Origin of the sequence: Streptococcus oralis, from assembly GCF_001075675.1 — a bacterium.
GTDB lineage: Bacteria > Bacillota > Bacilli > Lactobacillales > Streptococcaceae > Streptococcus > Streptococcus oralis_V.
This window is the reverse complement of sequence record NZ_JUNW01000027.1, coordinates 51318-73076: the sequence shown is the minus strand read 5'-3', so window position 1 is coordinate 73076 and position 21759 is coordinate 51318. Positions and strand designations below refer to the sequence as shown.

The following is a 21759-nucleotide window of genomic DNA, read 5'->3' as shown; positions in this document are numbered from 1 at the left end:
CTAAAAGTCAATAGATATGAAAAATATTTTTGCCGATTTCAGTGTTTAACATCTAGAAAAACCTCGCTTTTGCGAGGCTCTCCTATTTATAAGCTAAGGCACGTTTAAAGGTTTTCCAGATTCCCAAATCATCCGTTTGAAGGACTAGGCTAGCATACATGCGTCCGATAAAGGCAGTTGCAGTGACTGCAAAAACAACCGTTATAGCAAGGGAAATCCAAGCTTCTAGACCACTTGCATACCCATTTATAGCTCTAAATGGCATAAAGAAGGTCGAGATGAAAGGAATATAGGAACCAATTTTCAGAACTAAATTGTCCCCAGCAGCACCTAGAGAAGTCACACCGACAAATCCTGCTATAATCAAGATCATCAAAGGCGACAAGGCCTTACCGGCATCTTCAGGACGAGAAACCATAGATCCTAAGAAGGCTGCTAAAACAACGTACATAAAGAGGCTAACCAAGACAAACAATAAGGTGTTGAGCGAGAAAGCCTCTCCTATATGATTTAAAATACCAGATTGTGCCAAGATAGGTAGGTCTTTAAAGAGAAGAATGGCAGCAAGTCCACCCACGACGTAAATGCCAATATGGGTCAAAATCACAAGAAGCAGAGCCAGCATGCGAGCGTAGAAATAATGACTAGCTCGGATACTAGAGAAGACCACCTCCATGATTTTGGTTCCTTTCTCACTAGCTACTTCCTGAGCAGTGACACTAGCATAGGTAATCAAAATCATATAAAGGAAGAAACCAAGCCCTGCGGCCGCAATGGTTTGAACAATTTTTTTGTTTTCCTTAGATTCATCAATCTTCTCAGTAAAGTCAACGGTTTGACTCAGGCGTTTTTCCTGTTCTTGAGACAAATTGGCTGCCGAACGATTGAGTTGGTATTGCAGTTCGTTTAACTTATTGGTTACTGCTAGTTTGATGCCTGTTTCAAGAGAAGTTTCACCATGATAGACGGCCTTGAGGACACTGTCCTCTTGGTCAATGGTTAGGTAACCCTTGATTTTCTCATCCTTGATAGCAGCCTGGGCACTGGCTTCATCCTTATAATCAAAGTTGATACCATTGGTACCCTTGAGCCCTTCTTCCACAGATGGCACCGTTGTTACTACTGCTATCTTGCTATTCTTGGCCATAGAAGACCCTTGGAGAAAGCCGATTCCTACAGATAAGGCTAAAAAGAGGAACGGCGAAATCACCATAAAGAAGAAACTCCACGACTTGACATGTCGAAGATAGGTTTCCTTCATTACAACCCACATATTTCTCATACTTCCACCCCTGATTCTAGTTTAAAGATTTCATCGATTGTTGGAGCCTGTTGGTCAAAGGTCGCGATATATTGACCTTGAGTGAGGATGGGGAAGAGTTCCCTTCCAGCACTCTCATCATCTAGGATCAATTTCCAACTGCCTTGCTTGGTCAAGCTTACCTGTTTGACATGAGGAAGGTTTTCCAATTCTTCCTTGCTTCGTTCACTTGAAACAAAGAGACGTGTTTTCCCATATTGATTGCGAACATCCTGAACTGGTCCATGCAAGACCACACGCCCATCACGAATCATCAGGATATCATCGCAAAGTTCCTCAACGTTGGTCATGACATGGTCAGAAAAGATAATGATTGCACCGCGCTCTTTCTCTTTTAAGATGACCTGCTTGAGCAACTCAGTATTGACTGGATCCAAACCACTAAAAGGCTCATCCAAGATAATCAAGTCTGGCTCATGGATTAGGGTGATAATCAGCTGAATTTTCTGCTGATTCCCTTTGGAGAGGCTCTTGATTTTGTCGGTCAATTTACCCTTCACTTCCAATTTTTCCATCCATTGAGGGAGTTTTTCCTTGACTTCCTTAGCATCCATACCTTTTAGAGTCGCCAAGTAGCGAACTTGTTCAAGGACTGTCAACTTGGGCATAAGACTGCGTTCCTCAGGCAGATAGCCAATCCGAGCGTAGGTTCCCTGACGAATCTCCTGCCCATCCAGACTGATCTCTCCTTGATACTCTAAAAATTTCAACATACTGTGGAAAATCGTTGTTTTCCCAGCACCATTCTTCCCGACCAAGCCCAGAATCCTTCCTGGACTTGCCTGAAAATCGACACCAAACAAGACTTGCTTGGGACCGAAACTTTTCTCTAGATTTCTTACTTCTAACATTTTCCACCTCCGAGATATGTTGCACTTATTATACTCCTTTTTGATAGCCTTTACAACGATTTATGTACATTTTATCGGATTATAAGTAGCAAAAGTATCCTTTCTCTAATAAATTTTAAGTATTTCAGCGATAGCTTTAGTATAACTCATTAAAGACTTTCTGAGATGGCTTCCTCCTCAACTATCGCTTTTCTCTTCTGAACTGTCCTTTTGAAACTAAAAATCCACCCCGAGGGATGGATTTTAGACTATTAACGCACTTCTGCATTCACTTTTTCTTCGAGTGATGCTTGGATTTTTTCCATATAGCGTGCGACTTCTTCGTCTGTCAAGCTATCTTCTGGATTTTGGAAGGTCAAGCTATAGGCCATTGACTTCATGCCAACTCCCAGTTTTTCGCCTGAGAAGACGTCAAAGAGTTTGATATCAGTCAAACGTTTCACGCCTGCAGCTTGGATAGCATCTACAACTTCTTGATGAGTGACTTCTGCCTTGAGGAGTAGGGCCACGTCACGGCTGACTGCTGGGAATTTGGTGATTTCCACAAATGGAGCAGCTGGTTGAAGGGCAGCTTCAATGGCTGAAAGGTTGAGCTCCGCTACATAAGTTTCTGGGATATCGTAAGCCTTGGCAGTAACTGGATGCACTTGGCCAAGGAAACCAAGAACTTGGTCGCCAAGTGAAATCACGGCCGTACGTCCTGGATGGAGACTTGCAATCTCAGCTGTTGCTGCATAGGTCACTTCTAGTCCCAAGCGAGTAAAGAGGGCTTCAAGGATTCCCTTAGCATAGAAGAAATCAACTGGAACTGCTGCCGTTTGGAAATCTTTTTCAGCAACCAAGCCGGTTAAGGCAAAGGCAAAGCTATTGATCTCATTTGGTAGATCTTCTTTTGGATTGCCTGTTTGTTCAAAAACTTTTCCAATCTCGTAAAGAGCCAAGTTTTTGTTCTTACGAGCCACGTTGTAGGCCACCGTATCCAAAATACCTGAGACCATATTTTGACGAAGGACAGAACGGTCCACAGTCATTGGCCACATGAGTTCTGTAAGGTTACTTGGTTGAGCTGTAAACTCAACTGCTTTTTCAGGCGTTGTTAGAGCGTAGGTGATGATTTCTGTCAAACCTGCTCCTTCAGCGATCGTACGAACTTGACGGCGCAATTTTTGTGTCGCAGTCAATTCACCAGCTGTACCGTCGTCTTTTGGAAGACTAGTTGGCAAGCGATCATAACCATAGATACGAGCGATTTCTTCAAAGAGGTCCGCTTCGATGGTGATATCCCAACGACGACGTGGGACGCTGACTGTAAAGCTATCTGCATTGCCAGAAAGGCCAAATCCAAGGCGACGGAAGACATCTTCGACATCTGCGTAGGAAAGCTCTGTTCCAAGGACACGGTTGACGTCTGCAAGGGTTGAGGAAACTTCCACATCAGAAGTATCAAGTTGTCCTGCTGAAACAATACCTTTACGAACAGTTGCTCCTGCAAGTTCAGCAATCATGCTGGCTGCCGCATCAAGGGCTTCATTGACTGTTGCCACATTGATGCCTTTTTCAAAGCGAGAAGATGATTCAGAACGAAGGTTGAGACGACCGCTGGTCTTACGAATCGATTTGCCATTGAAGACAGCGGCTTCAAGGACTACACGGCTAGATTTTTCAGAGATTTCTGTAGCTTGTCCACCCATGACACCTGCAAGAGCTACTGGTTTGTCAGCAACAGTAATCACTAAATCAGTTGCTACCAACTCACGTTCTTCCCCATCCAAGGTCACTAATTTCTCACCAGCACGCGCTTCACGCACACGAATCTCGCTTCCTTCAAAGGTATCTAAGTCAAAGGCATGCATGGGTTGACCAAAGTAAAGCAAGATGTAGTTGGTCACGTCAACGACATTGTTAATCGGACGAATACCTTCGTTCATGAGAAGGTTTTGCAACCATTGTGGACTTGGAGCGATGGTCACATCGTCCAAGATACGAGCGGCATAGTAAGGTGCCTTATCTGTGTCGATGCTGACAGAAAGAGCATCCGCTGCAGCTTGATCCGTTTCTGTTAAACTGAATTCCTTAAAGTTGACTGCCTTGTCATAGATAGCAGCTACTTCGTGTGCTACCCCACGCATAGAAAGAGCGTCTGCACGGTTAGGAGTGATGGAAAGCTCGATGATTTCATCATCCAAGTCGAGGTAAGAGAAGACTTCATCCCCTGGAACAGCATCTTGAGGCAAGATTTGGATCCCATCTACGAATTCTTTCGGTACAACTGAGTCAGAAATCCCTAATTCACCAAGTGAGCAGATCATTCCGAGGGATTCCAAACCACGGATTTTCCCTTTTTTGATCTTGTAGTTGTCCGCGATGCGAGCACCTGGAAGAGCCACCATAACCTTGATGCCAGCGCGCACATTTGGTGCTCCACAGACGATTTGACGAGCTTCTTCTTCACCCACATTGACTTGGCAGACATGCAAGTGTGTTTCTGGTACATCTTCGCAAGACAAGACTTCTCCGACGACAATTTTTGAGAGACCAGCAGCTGGTGATTCCACACCTTCTACTTCGATCCCTGTGGTTGACATTTTTTCAGCCAACTCTTGTGATGGCACATCAATGTCCACCAATTCTTTTAACCATTTGTATGATACTAACATAATTCTGATTGTAAGATCCCAGTAAGAGAGACCTTTTCAATTCCTTTCTTTTTCTTTGAGGCAGTACTCACCATATCTCATCGAGAGAAGATGATTAGTACTGTATTAGGACTATGTTTCAGATTTCAATCTTATTTAAACTGTTCTGAGAAGCGAACATCGCCTTGGTAGAAGTATTTAAACATAAATTTATGAGCAAACTCTTGCTATGAAGCTACATTTTTTATAGCAAAAAATAACTTCCCAATTAAAATCTATTCATTCAATCTTCATAGAATGCTTAACTATTTCTTCACAACCACCTTGAATTAATTTTTTTAAATTTTGATAACCAGGATGATATACAGCATAAAAATTAAGTTCAATATTTAAATACGAGCTTTCTGAAACTTCTTCTAGCAACTCTTCTATAAAAAAACTAAAATCTTCACGCTTACTCTTTGCTAAAGCACCAAAAACATATATATTTAATTTATCTTCTTTTGAATCCTGGGACAATATTTCTAATTGTTCGATTAATTTTTTATACGATTGTTTTCGGTAGTCCTTTTTATTATCATCCTTTACTGCCGAAATTACATTATCCATTACAGATTCAACAACATCAGAAAATAGATCAGTTACATATGATCCGTATAGATTTCTCCAAAATGTACTTGTTTTCATAGTTAAAAATCTTAAATGACGATCATTGATATTTGAATGATGAAATGAAGAAAAATTACTATCAGGAGATTGTTCTCTTTTAGCAGAGGGATTTACCATAAGTAATATATTTGAAGGATTTATGTAGTCTTTTTGATGGTTTTCAATAGCTTCTTCATAGGATATATTTTCAGATGTCGCTTTATCATTATTTTTAGATTCTTTATAAATCACAAATGAAGATATATCACCAAACTTCTCTAAAAGTTTATTATAGTTTTGTTCCGAAATCATAAAATTTCCTCGCGTTTGATTTATTATTTAAACTGTTCTGAGAAGCGGACATCTCCTTGGTAGAAGCCACGGATATCGTTGATTCCGTAACGGAGCATGGCTACGCGCTCTTGTCCAAGACCAAAGGCAAATCCAGAGTAAACAGTCGCATCGATTCCACTCATTTCAAGGACACGTGGGTGAACCATACCGGCCCCCATAATCTCAATCCAACCTGTTTTCTTACATACGTTACAGCCTTCTCCACCACACTTGAAGCAAGAAACATCCACCTCAACAGATGGCTCTGTGAATGGGAAATAAGATGGACGCAGACGGATCTGACGCGCTTCACCAAACATTTTTTGGACGATGAGTTGAAGCGTTCCTTGAAGGTCCGCCATAGAGATATTTTTCCCAACAACCAAGCCTTCAATTTGGTGGAACTGGTGACTGTGGGTCGCATCGTCCGTATCACGGCGGAATACACGCCCTGGTGAGATCATCTTCAAAGGACCTTTTGAAAAATCATGAGCATCCATAGCACGCGCCTGAACTGGAGACGTGTGAGTACGAAGCAAGATTTCTTCTGTGATGTAGAAAGTATCCTGCATATCGCGAGCTGGGTGATCTTTTGGAAGGTTCATACGCTCGAAGTTGTAGTAGTCTTTTTCAACTTCAAAACCATCCACAACTTGGTAACCCATCCCAATGAAAATATCTTCGATTTCTTCACTGGTTTGTGTGAGAACGTGACGGTGACCAGTCGCAACTGGGCGACCTGGAAGCGTCACATCGATACTCTCGCTAGCTAGTTGAGCTGCGACTTTCTTTTCTTCCAAGAGCTTAGCTGTTTCTTCAAAGGCCGCTGTCAAGACATCACGCGCTTCATTGACGTGTTTCCCGATGATTGGACGCATCTCAGCAGAGACATCCTTCATCCCTTTGAGGATTTCCGTAAGCGACCCTTTTTTACCAAGGACAGAGACACGCAAGTCTTGCATCTCTTTTTCATTTTCAGCAGTAATCTGCTTCAAGCTAGCCAGCGTTTCTTCGCGAAGCGCTTTTAATTGTTCTTCAATAGTTGACATAATTCCTCCATCAGTCTCTCGTAAGATAAAAAGAAAACCACATGCCAAAAACTCCACTCGGAGCGTTGACACGCGGTACCATCCGTTTTCATCTGACAAGTCAGACCTTCATTTCTAAATCCATGTGCAAGTGAATTCGCCCAGCTTTCATATAGAGAGCTTACAGTCACGGCTCTCCTCCCTGATATACTTCCCTTGAGTTACTAGTCTTGCGGATTCCTATTCAATTACTACTTAGTTTATCAGATTTTTAGTTAAAAAACAAGTTAGATTAGACTAATTTCAGTATAAAACTCGTTCCTTTTTCTGTTGTTCCATTTTCCACAAATCCAAGCGACTTGAAACACCTCCTAGAAGCATGATTGTAGGTGTAGATTTCCTTGACTCTCAATTCTTTCCATCCTTTTACTCGAGCCAATTCAATCAAAGTACTTAGAACCTTTTTTCCAAGTCCTCGATGTTGGTAAGCGGGATTCCCAATCACAATGGGAAGATTATCCTGAGATAGAGTAACATCCCCAATTGGAAACCATTCTCCCTTCTCCTTGACTTCAATCCAAAAAAGCTCACCATGCTGATCCAAATAGGAATACATAGCTTCCAAGGTCGCTGGACTGTAAGGACTCTTCACACCATCTACGAGGTAAACCAAGTTCACATCCTGATACCAAGCAAAAGCTTCCTCACAATGATTGACCTTATAATAAGGAACAAGACGCAGTGCATTATCTATTTGTAAAATCTGTTTCATCTGCTTTCCCTTTCAATAAAAGAGTTGCTGCTTGATTAAAACCATCACACCAGTTATACCATTTTGCTTCATACTCATCTTGAGCTAGGATACGGTCTTTTAAATCCAAAACAGAGTAAATCTTTCTTTCCTCGCAAGCTTGCGCATAGAGATGATATAGTTCATCGCCACCATCTCTATCCCACTCAGCAGAAATCATATTCCTACCCGCCAATAAAGCCTGATAAGCCCTGTGATGGCCATCTGTAATCAACAAGCAGTCTCCGAATGCAAGAACACTGATTGGAGCAACATTGATTATTTCTACCGACTGATAAAGCATCTGGATATCTTGTAACTTCTTTTCTGATAAGTATAGTTGAGTCGGATGGAGATCTGTTATATTGACTTTCATTTCTTTTTCCTCAAAGGAATTTGATGCTCACTTCTGCTTGCCTTTAAATCGCCATTGGAAGCGAAGCTTGTCATAGAAAGGAAATTCGATAAACAAGACTCCCAAGCCCACACAGAAACTGGCAAGAACATCTGATGGGTAGTGAACTCCCAGATAGACCCGAGATAGAAGCACACTGACTAGGTAGAAGCCAAGGACGATTTGCACAATTTTTCTCCAAACCGGATCTTTAATCCGTTGACTGAGAATGACAATCAGAGTGCCTACCATCAGAGTTACAGCAAGAGAATGCCCGCTTGGGAAGGAAAATCCCTTCTCCTCTACCAAGTGTAAAATAGCTGGCCGTGGGCGCTGGTAGATATTTTTGAAGGTCACGATTAAAAGACCGGCTAAGGCTAGATTACCCGCCATGAAGTAGCTTTCTATCTTCCACTGCTTACGATAAAAGATAAAGGCTGCGATGGCAACCCAGGTAATGATTACTGGGATATCAATCAAATGCGTAAGCGCACGGAATAGAACTGTCAAATAATCTGGCAAGTCCCCACGAATAGCTGTCTGAATCGGTTGGTCAAAACCGACCAGCGTTTCGGGGTAAAACTTGACCATATAGCCAAGAAGGACGAAAAGTAAAAGGGCAAAACTGCCCTTCATTAAAAATGTTTGTTTATCTCTCATAATATTTTAAGGTTGGTTTCAAGAGGACGTATAACAACCAGAATGAAACGGAAAAGATTACACCCTCAATCAAGTTGAAAGGTAATACCATGGTCATCAAGTAGTTAGAAAGTCCTATAATTTCTCTAATATCAAAGTTGGCAAACTGCGCGTATAAAGGAACAGCATAGACATAGTTGAGAACCAACATGGCAGAAGTCAATCCAATAGTTCCCGCTAGAGATGCCAGTAGAAAACGAAGAGTGCTACGTTCCTTTTTCCAAATCAAACCAAAAGCGATAACAAAAACTCCCAAGGCTACGATATTCATTGGCAACCCAATGTAAGTGTTCACTCCTTGGCTATTCAGAAGCAACTTCAAGAGTGATCGTAGCAAGAGAATCCCGAGAGCAGCAGGCAAATCCATCACTACCAAGCCCACAAGGACTGGCAAGATACTAAACTCGATCTTGAGGAAGGTCGCCGCTGGCAAGAGCGGAAAGTCAAAGTACATCAGCACAAATGAAATGGCTGATAAAATCGCAATGGTCGAAAGTCGACGTGTGTTTGTCATAACAGGTTCCTCCAATTTTCTATAAAATCAGAAGAAGTTGGAAAGGATCCCTCTATCTATTCTCACTTTTTATATCCCAAAAGTTCCCCCTCACTCTTTTGAGCAAGCGGTTGCAATTTATCTATAAACTCATCAGAACAGACAAAGCTATTCTTTCGTCTTCTCCCATCCAGACTATACTGTCGGTTGTGGAATCTCACCACATCAGCTTGCGCTCGCGGACTTATTTGGCTAAGATATTTTAGATTTATCTAGGCGTCGCAGTCGAAGATAATACTTAAAGTATATCGAGACAAGACAACGACGAGAAAGCTAAATTAGCTAGTCAAAATTACCGCCGGTCGGGAATCGCACCCAGCCCTGAAGACCCCTTTATCATAACAAAAAACGCTTGCAAGTGCAAGCATTTTGTTTATTTCAATTTATCCGCTTCATAGGTGTGAACGAGCTCTAAACCAGCAAAATTTTGTTGACGAAGAGCCTCATAGACGATCATGCAGACCGTATTAGACACATTGAGGCTACGGACATGTTCATCATTCATGGGAATACGGAGAGCCTTCTCAGGATGTTCTCGCATAAAATCCTCCGGCAAGCCCTTGTCTTCACGTCCAAAGAGAAAATAATGGTCCTCGTCCGTCGATAAATCTGCCTCAGAATAGACCTTTTCTGCAAATTTCGAAATCAGATAGACTTGTCCTTTCATCTGAGACATGAAATCTTCCAAACTGTCATAAAAATAAATCTCTAACTTATCCCAGTAGTCCAAACCAGCCCGCTTCATCTTGCGATCATCAATCGGAAAGCCCATTGGTTTAATGATGTGGAGGGGAGAATTGGTCGCAGCGCAAGTACGCGCAATGTTACCTGTATTTTGTGGAATCTGAGGTTCAAATAATACAATGTGATTTGTCATGACTGGCTTCCTTTTATCATTGCAAAAAAATAGCCACACTGCCCGGAGTCAAGCTCAGCAAACAGCGTGGTTAAGGCATCGTTAACTTACCTCACAACAGGTTTGAAGTAAATCAGCGAAACTACTTTCTTAGTATAACACTTTCAGAATCATTGTCAATAGAAATGACTTGATTTTTTTACTTTTTTAATGATATTTTCATGTTTGGTCATTCCCTTTCTGAAAAGGTATGGTAAAAGAGCCAAATCACTTCAAATCGGAGACATCGTTATAGAAATTAAGCAAATGTATCTTCAAAATGTGAAAAAGGCCTTTATTGCCCTAAAAATCGCCTTAGCAAGTGCATTTTTTGCTAAAAAAGGGTATGATAGTTACATCATGAAAAAGTAGGTTTTTTATATGAAAATTGTCCTTGTTGGTGGAGGGAAAGTTGGTTTCGCCCTCTGTCGTTCACTGGTTGCAGAAAACCATGACGTTGTCCTCATCGAACAAGATGAGGCTGTCCTCAATCACATTGTCAGTCGCTATGATATCATAGGTCTCCTTGGAAATGGTGCTGACTTCGCCATCTTGGAGCAAGCCGGTGTTCAAGAGTGCGATATCTTTATCGCCCTAACCGAACACGATGAAGTGAATATGATTTCAGCGGTACTTGCTAAAAAAATGGGGGCTAAAGAAACCATCGTTCGGGTGCGAAATCCTGAATACTCTAATGCCTATTTTAAAGAGAAAAATATTCTTGGATTTTCACTTATTGTTAATCCAGAGCTTCTGGCAGCGCGTGCGATCTCAAATATCATTGATTTCCCTAATGCCCTCTCTGTCGAACGATTTGCTGGAGGTCGGGTCAGTCTCATGGAGTTTGTTGTCAAGGATTCTAGCGGTCTTTGTCAAATGCCAATCTCAGACTTCCGTAAAAAGTTTGGTAATGTCATTGTCTGTGCTATGGAGAGAGATCATCAACTGATGATTCCAAGCGGTGATGTTATTATTCAAGACAAGGATAGGATTTTTGTTACGGGAAATCGTGTAGATATGATGCTTTTCCATAACTATTTTAAATCTCGTGCAGTGAAAAGCTTGCTTATCGTCGGGGCTGGAAAGATCGCTTATTATCTACTCGGCATTTTAAAAGACAGTCGCATTGATACCAAGGTTATCGAGATCAATCCTGAAAGAGCTCGTTTCTTTAGTGAAAAATTCCCAAATCTCTATATCGTTCAGGGCGATGGGACAGCCAAAGATATCTTACTAGAAGAAAGTGCTCCTCACTACGATGCGGTCGCAACCTTAACTGGGGTGGACGAAGAAAACATTATCACCTCCATGTTCCTTGACCGTGTTGGCGTCCAGAAAAACATCACCAAGGTCAACCGAACCAGTCTCCTAGAAATTATCCATGCACCTGATTTTTCAAGTATCATCACGCCAAAAAGCATCGCAGTGGATACCATTATGCACTTTATCCGTGGTCGAGTAAACGCTCAGTATTCAGACCTTCAAGCCATGCACCATCTAGCAAACGGTCAAATTGAAACCCTCCAATTCCAAATCAAGGAAGCTAATAAAATGACTGCCAAACCTCTATCACAGTTGAAATTGAAAAAAGGGGTTCTCATCGCAGCCATTATCCGAAAAGGAAAAACAATCTTCCCTACTGGAGAGGATATGCTTGAGGTGGGAGACAAGTTACTCGTGACGACCTTATTGCCAAACATCACCAAAATTTATGATTTGATTGAGAGGTAAAAAATGAATAAAAGTATGATTCGTTACCTCCTCTCCAAGCTTCTCTTGATTGAGGCTGTTCTCCTCCTAGTACCTGTTAGTGTAGCGATCTATTACCAAGAATCCAGTCAAGTATTTATCGCTCTCTTTTCTACGATTGGAATTTTAGTCCTTCTCGGTGGTCTAGGCATTTTACGGAAACCGAAAAATCAACGGATTTATGCCAAGGAAGGGGTCTTAATTGTTGCCCTCTGTTGGATTCTATGGTCTTTCTTTGGCGGCCTCCCCTTTGTCTTTTCAGGACAAATCCCCAGCGTCATCGATGCCTTCTTTGAAATCAGTTCTGGATTTACGACGACTGGTGCTACTATCCTGAACGATGTTTCCGTTCTCACTCGTTCCCTCCTCTTCTGGCGAAGTTTCACCCACTTGATCGGAGGGATGGGGGTACTCGTCTTTGCACTTGCCATTATGGACAATGCCAAGAATAGTCACTTGGAGGTGATGAAGGCTGAGGTCCCTGGACCCGTCTTTGGCAAGGTCGTATCCAAGCTAAAAAACACTGCCCAGATTCTCTATCTGCTTTATCTGGCTCTCTTCTCCCTTTTTGTGGTTATCTACTATCTAGCAGGCATGCCTCTCTATGATAGTTTTGTCATCGCTATGGGAACAGCAGGAACTGGGGGCTTTACCGTCTATAACGACGGAATTGCCCACTATGGTAGCTCACTCATCACCTATCTAGTTAGTATCGGTGTGTTGGTTTTTGGGGTTAACTTCAATCTCTACTACTACCTCATGCTCCGTCGGGTTAAGGCTTTCTTTGGAGATGAAGAACTACGAGCATATATCATCATTGTCCTAGTTTCTACCGGCTTGATTACGCTTAATACACTTCATCTCTATCAAGGTGTCTCTAAGAGTGTTGAAATGGCCTTCTTCCAGGTTTCCAATATCATCACGACAACAGGTTTTGGTTACGGAGATATTACCAACTGGCCCCTCTTCTCCCAATTTATCCTCCTCTTCCTCATGGGAATCGGTGGATCAGCTGGCTCAACTGCAGGTGGTCTTAAGGTGATCAGAGGACTTATCCTCTCTAAAATCGCAAAAAATCAGATTTTGTCCACTTTATCCCCTCACCGTGTTTTGACTCTACACGTCAATAAAACTGTGATTGATAAGGATACCCAGCACAAAATTCTTAAATATTTTGCTATCTATATGATGATTATTCTCTCTCTCATCTTTATCGTCAGTCTTGATAGCAATGATTTTCTAGTCGTGACCAGTGCGGTCTTCAGCTGTTTTAACAATATCGGACCTATTCTAGGTACAACCTCGAGTTTTTCCATCTTTAGTCCTATCTCTAAAATCCTCCTCTCCTTTGCAATGATCGCAGGTCGCTTAGAGATTTACCCAATTTTGCTACTCTTTATGAAACGCACTTGGTCTAAACGCTAATGATAATATAATTCCCCTTTTACAAGCTAGTAGAAGGGGAATTTTTCTATTAAAAATGAGAAGACCTTTCGGTCCTCTCCTAGTCTGTTTATTTTTTAAGAGCTTCTTTGTATCGAGCAACTTCCGCTTGGTTAGCCCAAACATAGTGACCTGGACGAATTTCTACCATAGATGGCTTGTCGGTCTCATAGTCATGTTGGTCAGGATCGTAAACTTTCAAGACCTTCTTGCGTTCCAAGATTGGATCTGGAATCGGTACAGCAGATAGAAGTGCTTGAGTATATGGGTGGACAGGATTGTTAAACAACTCCTCTGTCTCCGCCACCTCGACGATAACTCCCTTATAGATAACCGCGATACGATCTGAGATAAAGCGAACAACCGACAAGTCATGCGCAATAAAGAGATAAGTCAAGCCCAACTCTTTTTGGAACTTCTTGAGCAAGTTCAAGACTTGCGCACGCACTGATACGTCCAAGGCTGAAATTGGCTCATCCGCAATAACGAAATCAGGTTCCATCACAAGGGCACGGGCAATCCCGATACGCTGGCGTTGACCACCAGAAAACTCGTGTGGATAACGGGTCAAGTGTTCTTTCAAAAGTCCAACTTCATGAATCATCTTTTGAACTTTTTCTTTTCGATCTTCTTCGTCTTTGAATAAATGATAGTTGTAAAGACCTTCAGAGATGATATAGTCAACTGTCGCACGCTCATTCAAGCTAGCTGCAGGGTCCTGGAAAATCATCTGGATACGACGGATCAAGTCTGATGATTCCTTATGAGATTTTTTCCCATTAATTTTATGACCATCAAAGATGATTTCACCTTTACTAGTATTATTTAGACCAATAATGGCACGACCAATGGTTGTTTTCCCACTACCAGACTCACCAACAAGAGAGAAAGTTTCTCCCTTGTTGATAAAGAAGTTGGCGTTTTTAACCGCAACAAACTTCTTACTTCCTTCACCGAAGGAAATTTCTAAATCTTTAATTTCTACTAATTTTTCAGACATTTCCTTCCTCCTAGTCTTCTAGATGAGCAAAGCCCATTTTATCACGAATCTTGTCATGCAAATCTGCAATGACCCCAGGTTTTTCAACTTTAGGAGCATTCTCATGAAGCAACCAAGTCTTAGCCCAGTGGGTATCAGTGACTGAAAACTGAGGCGCTTTCTGTTCAAAATCAATTTGCATCGCATAATCTGAACGAAGGGCAAAGGCATCACCTTTCAACTCAGTATAAAGAGACGGTGGTGTTCCTGGGATAGAGTACAATTCCCCTTTATCATCAGCAAGCTGAGGTAAGCTAGACAAGAGACTCCAAGTGTATGGATGACGTGGGTCGTAGAAGACTTCCTCAACAGTACCGTATTCTACAATTTCACCAGCATACATAACCGCTACCTTATCGGCAATACTTGCTACCACACCAAGGTCATGGGTGATAAAGATAATGGTAAAGTGGTACTCATTTTGCAAGGTTTTAAGCAAATCAATGATTTGCGCTTGAATGGTAACGTCAAGGGCCGTTGTTGGCTCGTCACAGATCAAGATATCTGGACGACAGGCAAGGGCAATCGCGATAACGATACGTTGACGCATCCCTCCAGAATATTGGAAAGGATACTCATCAAAACGTTTTTCAGCGTCTGGAATTCCGACCTTGTTCATATAGTCGATTGCCATCTCTTTGGCTTCCTTGGCTGTTTTTCCTTGGTGTTTAACGATAACTTCAGTAATTTGGCTACCAATTGTATTGATTGGGTCCAAACTTGTCATAGGATCTTGGAAGATGGTCGCAATTTTAGCACCACGAATCTTCTCCCATTCCTTGTTAGAAGTAAGAGCGGTCAAGTCTTGTCCACGATAGTCGATGCTTCCTTGGGCAATACGTCCATTGTCTTCTAACATCCCTGTAAAGGTTTTTGTTAAAACAGATTTACCAGAACCTGATTCACCTACCAGGGCAAGAACTTCCCCTTCAATCAGGTCCAAAGAAACTCCTCGGATAGCCGTCAGAACTTTGTCACGAACGTCAAATTCCACGACAATATCACGAGCAGTCAAAATTACATTTTTTCCTTTTATCATGTCTACTCCTATCTATGTGTACGTGGATCACTAGCATCTGCTAGGTTTTGACCAACAACGAAAAGAGATAGGGATACCAAGATCAAGGTTGTCAACGGAATCCAGAACAAGTAAGCGTTGGTCGTAACGTTTTGTGAGTAATCTGAGATCAAACGTCCCAAACTTGGCACTGTTACAGGCAATCCCAATCCAAAGAAGGAAAGGAAGGCTTCATAAGAGATGAAACTTGGCAACATCAAGGTCATTGTAGAAACAATAACAGACACCAATTGCGGCATGATGTTTTTAACAATGATTTTAAAGGTTGGCGTTCCAAGTGTTTGAGAAGCAAGGTTGTATTCCAAGTCACGGTAACGCATGATTTGAATACGAATCATATAAGCAATCCCAATCCAAGTTGTCACACTCATGGCAAAAATCAAATTCCAGAAACCAGCACCGATTGAGTAAGTCAAGACAATGACAATCAAGAGAGATGGAATGTTTGAAATAATGTTATAAACTTCCATCATGACGCGGTCAACGGATTTTGAAATTCCCCAAATTCCACCAACAATAACCCCGATCACAAGGTTGATAAAAGTGGCAATTACAGAGATAAGAATTGAATTACGCGCACCAAACCAAACCCCATCAAACAAGGATTTACCATTGCTATCTGTACCAAACCAATGTTCAGCATTGGGCTTGATAAAACGAGCAGAAAAGTCATTGACCTTACTTACATCGTTGAAGTCAAAATCTGAGAACATTGGGTAAATAAAGCTCATCAAGATAATGGCAACCAAAATCCCCAACATAATGACTGTTGATTTTTTCTTTAGAAATTGTCTAAATACAGAACCCCAGTATGAATAGGCAGGAGCATCAATTGTTTCAGAGGCAAAATCGTCACGTTTTACGAACTGAAATTTTTCTTTTCCGATTGTTGACATTATTTGCCTCCTTTCTCTGTCAATTTAATACGTGGGTCAAGCATGGTCATCCAGATATCTCCTACAAAGAGTGAGAAGATAGAAATACATGTGAAGATGAAGACAAGACCAACTACCATTGAGTTATTTGACGCCTTAACAGAGTCAATCAACATTTTACCCATACCTGGGAAAGCGAAGACCGTTTCTGTCAATGTTGCACCACCAATAACTCCGATTACGGCACCAGGAATACCTGAAACCAAAGGAACCATGGCATTTTTAAAGATGTGTTTATTTGAAATTTCTTTTTCAGACAAACCTTTGGCGCGAGCAAAACGTACGAAGTCCTGAGATTGCAAGTCGATCATGTAACGACGAATCCAGATAGCCGTACTTGGAGCACCCAATAGACCTAAAATAACTGCCGGTAGGACATAAGAACGCCAATCTCCAGCCCCCAAGATAGGGAATGAGTCTGGCAGACCGATAGATGATCCAATCAAGCGCACAATATATACCAAAGCAATCGTTGGAAGGGCAAGCAAGAAGGTCAGAGCACCTGTCGAGAAGCTGTCAATCCAAGTATTTTTGTGGCGAGCCATAGCAGATCCAAGTGGAATAGCGATCGCATACGAGATAATCAAACCAATCAAACCAGCAACAGCTGAGCTTGCAATCATAGATGGGTATTGGTAATTGCTTTCTGTAGCCGTGTAAGGATCGTCCTTACCATAGTTTGCCACCTCACGTGCGTCTGCTTGACTTGGTGATTTGTAGGTACGAGAGTAGATATCTACAGATGAAGTCTTTTTACCTGTAGGGAATTGAACTTCTGATGTCTTAGTTTGTCCCTGACCTTGGGTGATAACTTGAAGCACTGGTGTGTTTGCATAAGTTGGGTAAGAATCACCTAAGTTAACGTTTACAAAGTTTTGGTGTACAAATGGGAATTGGTTGTTGAAATACAAAAGATACTTATGTTTTGTACCTGAACCAACCAATGACCAACCGATAGCAGGGTCATTTTCAAAACGAAGATAGCGTTGCAAGTTTGGATTTTCAGGGTCTTGAATCTTGTTTGTATGATCAATATCAATCAAGTTGGCATAGAATTTGAAAACACGTTCAAAAATCGGAATTTCACGCGTAGCATAGAATTGACCACTTTCTGAGAATACACCTAGCGTCCAACCATTTCCTAGTTGGTTGATGTATTTTTCGTAGATTGCCTTATTGGTATCATTTGCATCTACTGTTACAGATGAGTCCATCGTGCTAGCTTTTTCTTGCAACTCCTTGGTATCGTAGTACTCGATATAGCCCATCCGTTCATAAACGGTATTTTCATAATTATCCCGCTTGTCCGGTGTCGTTGCAATCTTGTTATAGTTGGTATCCTGCTTGAAAATCAATTTTCGAGGAACCATCGTATAAATTATTGTGTAGGTCAAGGTTGTCACTAAGAAAATAGACAACAATGAACGCAATACACGCATAAAAATATATTTCTTCATATCGTTTCCTTTTAAAATCCCAAAAGAACCTTCTCCTCATGGAGAGAAAGTTCTCTTGAGAGTTATTTATTTAACGTGATTAGCCAATTCTTTTTGAACTTTTTCGTTTGATTCTTTTTTCTCTTTGAGCCATTTCTCACGAGCTTGTTCATAGTCAGCTTTGGTTACAACCTTATCTTGTAACTGAATATACTTGAAGTATACGTCTGAGCCTTTATCTCCAGATTGGCTGTATGATGCAGAGAATGGTACAACACGAGAAATGATTGGTGCAGCACCACTTGATGACATAGCTGGCAAGAAGAGTGAGCTGTCTGTCAACCAAGCTTGAGCAGTCGCGTATTTTTCATAACGAACATTCAAGTCGCTTGTTTCTTTAGCAGCTTCATCAACTAGCTTATCGTATTCTTTCAAACCAACTTGAGCTGCTGCAGCATTATCTGCACCTTCGTAACCCATGTATGTTTTTGTTTGTTCAGCATTCGTTGTCTTCAAGATATCAAGGTAAGTTGATGGATCTTCATAGTCAGGGTTCCATCCAACTGCTCCTGAGAGATCCCAATCTTCTGCCGCAGCGTTTGCAGCATAGTAAGTGATATTGTTCAACTCATCTTTAGAAATTTGTTGGATATCGATAACCACATTATCTTCACCAAGTACTGTTTCAACGGATTGTTTGAAGGATTGGATACGTGCAATATAGTTTTTAGATGTTTGGTCTACTGGGATATCCAAGTGGATAGGGAATTTCACACCTTCTGCTTCCAATGCTGTTTTAGCTTTCGCAAATTCGGCTTTGGCTTTATCGGCGTTGAAGAGTCCATCTTGACCATCCGCAAAGTTTACGTTCTTCCACTCATCACCGTAAGCAGCCATCTTTTCAGTTACCAAGTCACCAAAAGTTTTTTCACCTGCAGAGACAAAACCTGGTTTCACAAAGAGGTTACGGACTGCAAGAGGAGCACCCTCTTTACCATTAATTTGTGCTGAGTAAGAAGTACGGTCAAAGGCGAAGTTCAAGGCCTGACGGAAGTCCTTGTTAAGAAGGGCTTTCTTAGTAGAAGTCTTCTCTTCATCAGTTGTCTTAGAAGTGTATTTGTATCCTTGACGGTCAATGTTCACACCCAAACCACCGATACCAGGTCCTGATGGATTGTAGTAGATATTGTCCTTGTAGGTCTCTTCAACTTTAGAGTAGTTCGAACTTGTAGGGAAAAGGCGAGCATAGCTATAAGCTCCACTTGTAAAGTTACGTTCAATTGACTCTTGGTCTGACCCATCATAGAAAGCAAGGGTTACTTTATCAATATGAACATTGTCTTTGTCCCAGTAGTTTTCATTCTTAGCGAATTCAATAGAAGACTTAGCAGTCAACCCTTTCAGCAAGAATGGTCCATTGTAAAGCAATGATGTAGGGTCAGTCGCTTTACCAAAGTCAGTCCCTTTTGATTTTTCAAAATCCTCGTTTAATGGCCAGAAGATTGAGTAGGCCATCTTAGAGTTCCAGTATGGTTCTGGTTGATTCAAAGTATACTCAAGAGTATAATCATCAACAGCCTTCACGCCTACTGAAGAAAAGTCTTTATTGTTTCCAGCTGTATAGTCAGCTAGACCTTTAACTGAATCTTCTGCTAGATAAAGAGCTTCTGATTTTTTATCAGCTGCGTGTTTCAAACCATTTACAAAGTCCTTAGCAGTAACTTCTGCGTACTCTTCTCCGTCAGATGTAAACCATTTGACACCTTTACGAATCTTGTAGGTATAAGTCAAACCATCTTTTGAAACTGACCAGTCTTCTGCAACCGCAGGAACTAGGTTTCCATATTTATCATTTGTGAAGAGACCATCGATACCATTTGAAGTGGCAATTTTGGTACTTTGTTTTCCTGAAATCAAGTAATCCAATGTTTCTGGATCAGCTGTATAAACATAACCATAATTTTTTGGCGCTGTAGAATCAGATGATTTTGAAGAACCACAAGCAGCTAAAACACCAGTTGCTAATAGGGCAATCCCTGCTGCGACAAATACTCTACTTTTTTTCATGTATGTATCCCCTCTTTAAAAAAAATTTTAGTCTTGTTTTCGATTATATCACATATTATCTAAAAAGTAAACGAATTTTCAGAATATTTAGGCGTATACCCTCAAAAAACTTTCATTTGTCAAATTTTTCTATTCTTTGTTTGCTATCTAGGGTGATTAGATGGCAAATTTACAGCCCGTAAGGACTGTTTCCCAGACCTTCTCTCTAGGTTTTCAAGACTGTCAAAAAAGGACAGGATAGCCTAAATTGGATTTTCGTTTAAGAAACTATTGACGTAGAATCATTTTCAAGGTATAATAATAAACGTTGAGGCGGTATAGCCAAGTGGTAAGGCACGGCTCTGCAAAAGCTTGATCGTCGGTTCAAATCCGTCTACCGCCTTATAGTAAACCAAAAGACTCCTCGTGAGTCTTTTTTCTTATAAATGGGAGCTTGAGCACCTGATGGTGACTCAAGCTCCTTTATTCTGTTTCTTCTTCATTTTCTATTTCAGTGATTTGAACTTTTACCTTAGTGACACGTCCGTTTTTCACCTTGTCATTGGTGAGTTTGATTTGTTTGTTTTGGCTAACCAACTCAAAACTGATTTTTTCAGTTGTTGGAATGGTTCCAACACCCGTCAAATAATAACCGGCGATGGTATCCACATCATCGCTTTCTAGTTCGACACCAAAGTAGTTATTGAAGTCGTTAAGATTCATGGTTCCCTGTGCAATATAGGTGTCCTCACCGATTTGATGGACTTCAATTTCTGCTCGGTCTGTCTCGTCGTCGATTTCTCCGACAATCTCCTCCAGCAGGTCCTCCAGTGTGACCAGACCAGCCATACCACCATATTCATCGAGCAAAATGGCCATCTGTCTCTGAGTATTTCGCAATTCTTTTAGCAAGTCATCCACAAAAATAGTTTCCGGGACAAAGAGTGGATCTTGTAAGATCCTCTTCCAGACAATATTGTCAAAACCATCCACAAAGGCCGCATTAAGAAGACTCTTGGTGTGAATAATCCCAATCACATTGTCCTTATCCCCATCATAAACTGGGATACGGGAAAAGTTTTGTTTTAAAATACTTTGGATAATGGTTTGACTATCATCCTGAATATCCACCATAAAGGCATCTGTCCGAGGAACCATAACTTCTCTCGCCATCAGTTCATCTAGAGAGAAAATCCCTTGTAACATCTCGATTTCGTCTGCATCCAAGGTTTCCTCACTCTTGGTCAACATGTACTCAATTTCATCTCGAGTCATTTTTTCATCCGCATCATCAAAGGTCATTGGTGTTAAACGACTCAAGAGATTGGTTGAAGCAGATAACAACCAGACAAAGGGACTGACAATCTTCCCAAGTCCAATAATTATCGGAACAGAGCGAATGGCTAAGGCATCTTTGAGATTGAGGGCAATCCGTTTAGGATAGAGTTCACCAAAAACAATAGAGATGTAGGTCAAGAATGCCAAAGAGAGGAAACTTGCAATGGCATAAGCTGTTTCTCCATTCCCCATCCAAGAGGCAATTACTTGTCCAAGTGTAGCTGCCAATTTTGCCCCTGACAAGATCGTGATCAAGGTGATACCGACTTGAATGGTTGATAAAAAGTGATTAGGGTTTTCAAGTACCTTTAGCAAACGGATATAGCGTTTATCGCCTTCTTCTGCTTTTTGCTCTACTCGGGCACGATTTAGTGACACCATAGCCATTTCTGTAGCTGAGAAAAAGGCATTTAAAAAGGTCAATACAACTAAAAGTACAAATTGCAGTAACAAATCCTGACTGCTCGGGTCTTCCATGGTCTTTCTCCTAAAATAGTATCTTGTGTTCCATTATATCATAAATCGGCCTAGGAATCACATTATTTTC

At 41.3% G+C, this 21759-nt stretch carries 18 protein-coding genes, 1 tRNA gene and 1 riboswitch; of the genes, 3 read left to right on the top strand and 16 right to left on the bottom strand.

Translation table 11 applies throughout. The features are described 5' to 3' along the window. Positions 1-82 precede the first annotated feature (82 nt). From ADM50_RS03805 to ADM50_RS03760, 10 genes are all read right to left on the bottom strand, one after another. On the bottom strand, positions 83-1282 hold the full coding sequence (locus ADM50_RS03805) for an ABC transporter permease (RefSeq protein ID WP_049484582.1): 1200 nt from the start codon (positions 1280-1282) through the stop codon (positions 83-85). Next, positions 1279-2172, bottom strand: coding sequence for an ABC transporter ATP-binding protein (locus ADM50_RS03800; RefSeq protein ID WP_049484581.1), 894 nt, complete (start codon positions 2170-2172; stop codon positions 1279-1281). The genes ADM50_RS03805 and ADM50_RS03800 overlap by 4 nt, the downstream gene beginning before the upstream one ends. A gap of 251 nt (positions 2173-2423) precedes the next feature. After that, positions 2424-4829, bottom strand: coding sequence for a phenylalanine--tRNA ligase subunit beta (pheT, locus tag ADM50_RS03795; RefSeq protein ID WP_049484580.1), 2406 nt, complete (start codon positions 4827-4829; stop codon positions 2424-2426). 258 nt (positions 4830-5087) lie between these two features. Then, positions 5088-5768, bottom strand: a complete 681-nt coding sequence (locus ADM50_RS03790; protein WP_049484579.1) for a hypothetical protein — start codon at positions 5766-5768, stop codon at positions 5088-5090. A gap of 23 nt (positions 5769-5791) precedes the next feature. After that, entirely contained in the window at positions 5792-6838 is a 1047-nt protein-coding gene (gene pheS, locus ADM50_RS03785; protein WP_049484578.1) for a phenylalanine--tRNA ligase subunit alpha, read from the bottom strand. A gap of 271 nt (positions 6839-7109) precedes the next feature. After that, on the bottom strand, positions 7110-7559 hold the full coding sequence (locus ADM50_RS03780) for a GNAT family N-acetyltransferase (RefSeq protein WP_025168488.1): 450 nt from the start codon (positions 7557-7559) through the stop codon (positions 7110-7112). Between the two features lie 4 nt (positions 7560-7563). Next, entirely contained in the window at positions 7564-7983 is a 420-nt protein-coding gene (locus ADM50_RS03775; protein ID WP_049484577.1) for a chromosome partitioning protein ParB, read from the bottom strand. 27 nt (positions 7984-8010) lie between these two features. Next, positions 8011-8661 carry a phosphatase PAP2 family protein gene (locus ADM50_RS03770; RefSeq protein ID WP_049484576.1) on the bottom strand — a complete coding sequence of 217 codons (651 nt, stop codon included), beginning with the start codon at positions 8659-8661 and terminating at the stop codon, positions 8011-8013. Beyond that, positions 8651-9214, bottom strand: a complete 564-nt coding sequence (locus tag ADM50_RS03765; protein WP_049484575.1) for an ECF transporter S component — start codon at positions 9212-9214, stop codon at positions 8651-8653. The genes ADM50_RS03770 and ADM50_RS03765 overlap by 11 nt, the downstream gene beginning before the upstream one ends. A 153-nt stretch (positions 9215-9367) precedes the next feature. After that, positions 9368-9586: riboswitch (FMN riboswitch) on the bottom strand. Positions 9587-9626: 40 nt separating this feature from the next. Then, positions 9627-10130, bottom strand: coding sequence for a tRNA (cytidine(34)-2'-O)-methyltransferase (locus tag ADM50_RS03760; RefSeq protein WP_049484574.1), 504 nt, complete (start codon positions 10128-10130; stop codon positions 9627-9629). A 399-nt stretch (positions 10131-10529) separates the two neighbouring features. On the opposite strand from ADM50_RS03760, the gene trkA reads away from it, so the two are divergent. Further along, positions 10530-11879 (top strand): Trk system potassium transporter TrkA, encoded by a 1350-nt coding sequence (gene trkA, locus ADM50_RS03750; protein WP_049484572.1) that lies wholly within the window; start codon positions 10530-10532, stop codon positions 11877-11879. Positions 11880-11882: 3 nt separating this feature from the next. After that, positions 11883-13322, top strand: coding sequence for a TrkH family potassium uptake protein (locus ADM50_RS03745; protein ID WP_049484571.1), 1440 nt, complete (start codon positions 11883-11885; stop codon positions 13320-13322). An 88-nt stretch (positions 13323-13410) separates the two neighbouring features. On the opposite strand, the gene ADM50_RS03740 is transcribed toward ADM50_RS03745, so the two are convergent. From ADM50_RS03740 to ADM50_RS03720, 5 genes are all read right to left on the bottom strand, one after another. Continuing rightward, complete coding sequence (locus tag ADM50_RS03740; RefSeq protein WP_001291311.1) at positions 13411-14340, bottom strand: ATP-binding cassette domain-containing protein; 930 nt, start codon at positions 14338-14340, stop codon at positions 13411-13413. Between the two features lie 10 nt (positions 14341-14350). Next, positions 14351-15418, bottom strand: a complete 1068-nt coding sequence (locus tag ADM50_RS03735; protein ID WP_049484570.1) for an ABC transporter ATP-binding protein — start codon at positions 15416-15418, stop codon at positions 14351-14353. A gap of 8 nt (positions 15419-15426) precedes the next feature. Then, positions 15427-16353, bottom strand: coding sequence for an oligopeptide ABC transporter permease OppC (gene oppC / locus ADM50_RS03730; RefSeq protein ID WP_000103935.1), 927 nt, complete (start codon positions 16351-16353; stop codon positions 15427-15429). After that, positions 16353-17849: an ABC transporter permease gene (locus ADM50_RS03725; RefSeq protein ID WP_049484569.1), complete on the bottom strand. Its 1497-nt coding sequence runs from the start codon at positions 17847-17849 to the stop codon at positions 16353-16355. The genes oppC and ADM50_RS03725 overlap by 1 nt, the downstream gene beginning before the upstream one ends. Before the next feature lie 66 nt (positions 17850-17915). Then, on the bottom strand, positions 17916-19895 hold the full coding sequence (locus ADM50_RS03720) for a peptide ABC transporter substrate-binding protein (protein ID WP_049484568.1): 1980 nt from the start codon (positions 19893-19895) through the stop codon (positions 17916-17918). A gap of 311 nt (positions 19896-20206) precedes the next feature. On the opposite strand from ADM50_RS03720, the gene ADM50_RS03715 reads away from it, so the two are divergent. Beyond that, positions 20207-20277, top strand: a tRNA-Cys gene (locus tag ADM50_RS03715). Positions 20278-20357: 80 nt separating this feature from the next. Here the strand turns inward: ADM50_RS03715 and ADM50_RS03710 are convergent. Further along, positions 20358-21689 carry a hemolysin family protein gene (locus ADM50_RS03710; RefSeq protein WP_049484567.1) on the bottom strand — a complete coding sequence of 444 codons (1332 nt, stop codon included), beginning with the start codon at positions 21687-21689 and terminating at the stop codon, positions 20358-20360. Positions 21690-21759 lie beyond the last annotated feature (70 nt).

What these genes read in the sequence shown, in the direction of transcription:
- ADM50_RS03760 (WP_049484574.1), bottom strand. Translation starts at nt 10,130, where the DNA reads ATGACAAATCACATTGTATTATTTGAACCTCAGATTCCACAAAATACA.
- pheT (WP_049484580.1), bottom strand. Translation starts at nt 4,829, where the DNA reads ATGTTAGTATCATACAAATGGTTAAAAGAATTGGTGGACATTGATGTG.
- ADM50_RS03770 (WP_049484576.1), bottom strand. Translation starts at nt 8,661, where the DNA reads ATGAGAGATAAACAAACATTTTTAATGAAGGGCAGTTTTGCCCTTTTA.
- ADM50_RS03805 (WP_049484582.1), bottom strand. Translation starts at nt 1,282, where the DNA reads ATGAGAAATATGTGGGTTGTAATGAAGGAAACCTATCTTCGACATGTC.
- ADM50_RS03775 (WP_049484577.1), bottom strand. Translation starts at nt 7,983, where the DNA reads ATGAAAGTCAATATAACAGATCTCCATCCGACTCAACTATACTTATCA.
- ADM50_RS03765 (WP_049484575.1), bottom strand. Translation starts at nt 9,214, where the DNA reads ATGACAAACACACGTCGACTTTCGACCATTGCGATTTTATCAGCCATT.
- ADM50_RS03790 (WP_049484579.1), bottom strand. Translation starts at nt 5,768, where the DNA reads ATGATTTCGGAACAAAACTATAATAAACTTTTAGAGAAGTTTGGTGAT.
- ADM50_RS03725 (WP_049484569.1), bottom strand. Translation starts at nt 17,849, where the DNA reads ATGAAGAAATATATTTTTATGCGTGTATTGCGTTCATTGTTGTCTATT.
- ADM50_RS03745 (WP_049484571.1), top strand. Translation starts at nt 11,883, where the DNA reads ATGAATAAAAGTATGATTCGTTACCTCCTCTCCAAGCTTCTCTTGATT.
- ADM50_RS03710 (WP_049484567.1), bottom strand. Translation starts at nt 21,689, where the DNA reads ATGGAAGACCCGAGCAGTCAGGATTTGTTACTGCAATTTGTACTTTTA.
- pheS (WP_049484578.1), bottom strand. Translation starts at nt 6,838, where the DNA reads ATGTCAACTATTGAAGAACAATTAAAAGCGCTTCGCGAAGAAACGCTG.
- trkA (WP_049484572.1), top strand. Translation starts at nt 10,530, where the DNA reads ATGAAAATTGTCCTTGTTGGTGGAGGGAAAGTTGGTTTCGCCCTCTGT.
- ADM50_RS03740 (WP_001291311.1), bottom strand. Translation starts at nt 14,340, where the DNA reads ATGTCTGAAAAATTAGTAGAAATTAAAGATTTAGAAATTTCCTTCGGT.
- ADM50_RS03735 (WP_049484570.1), bottom strand. Translation starts at nt 15,418, where the DNA reads ATGATAAAAGGAAAAAATGTAATTTTGACTGCTCGTGATATTGTCGTG.
- ADM50_RS03720 (WP_049484568.1), bottom strand. Translation starts at nt 19,895, where the DNA reads ATGAAAAAAAGTAGAGTATTTGTCGCAGCAGGGATTGCCCTATTAGCA.
- oppC (WP_000103935.1), bottom strand. Translation starts at nt 16,353, where the DNA reads ATGTCAACAATCGGAAAAGAAAAATTTCAGTTCGTAAAACGTGACGAT.
- ADM50_RS03800 (WP_049484581.1), bottom strand. Translation starts at nt 2,172, where the DNA reads ATGTTAGAAGTAAGAAATCTAGAGAAAAGTTTCGGTCCCAAGCAAGTC.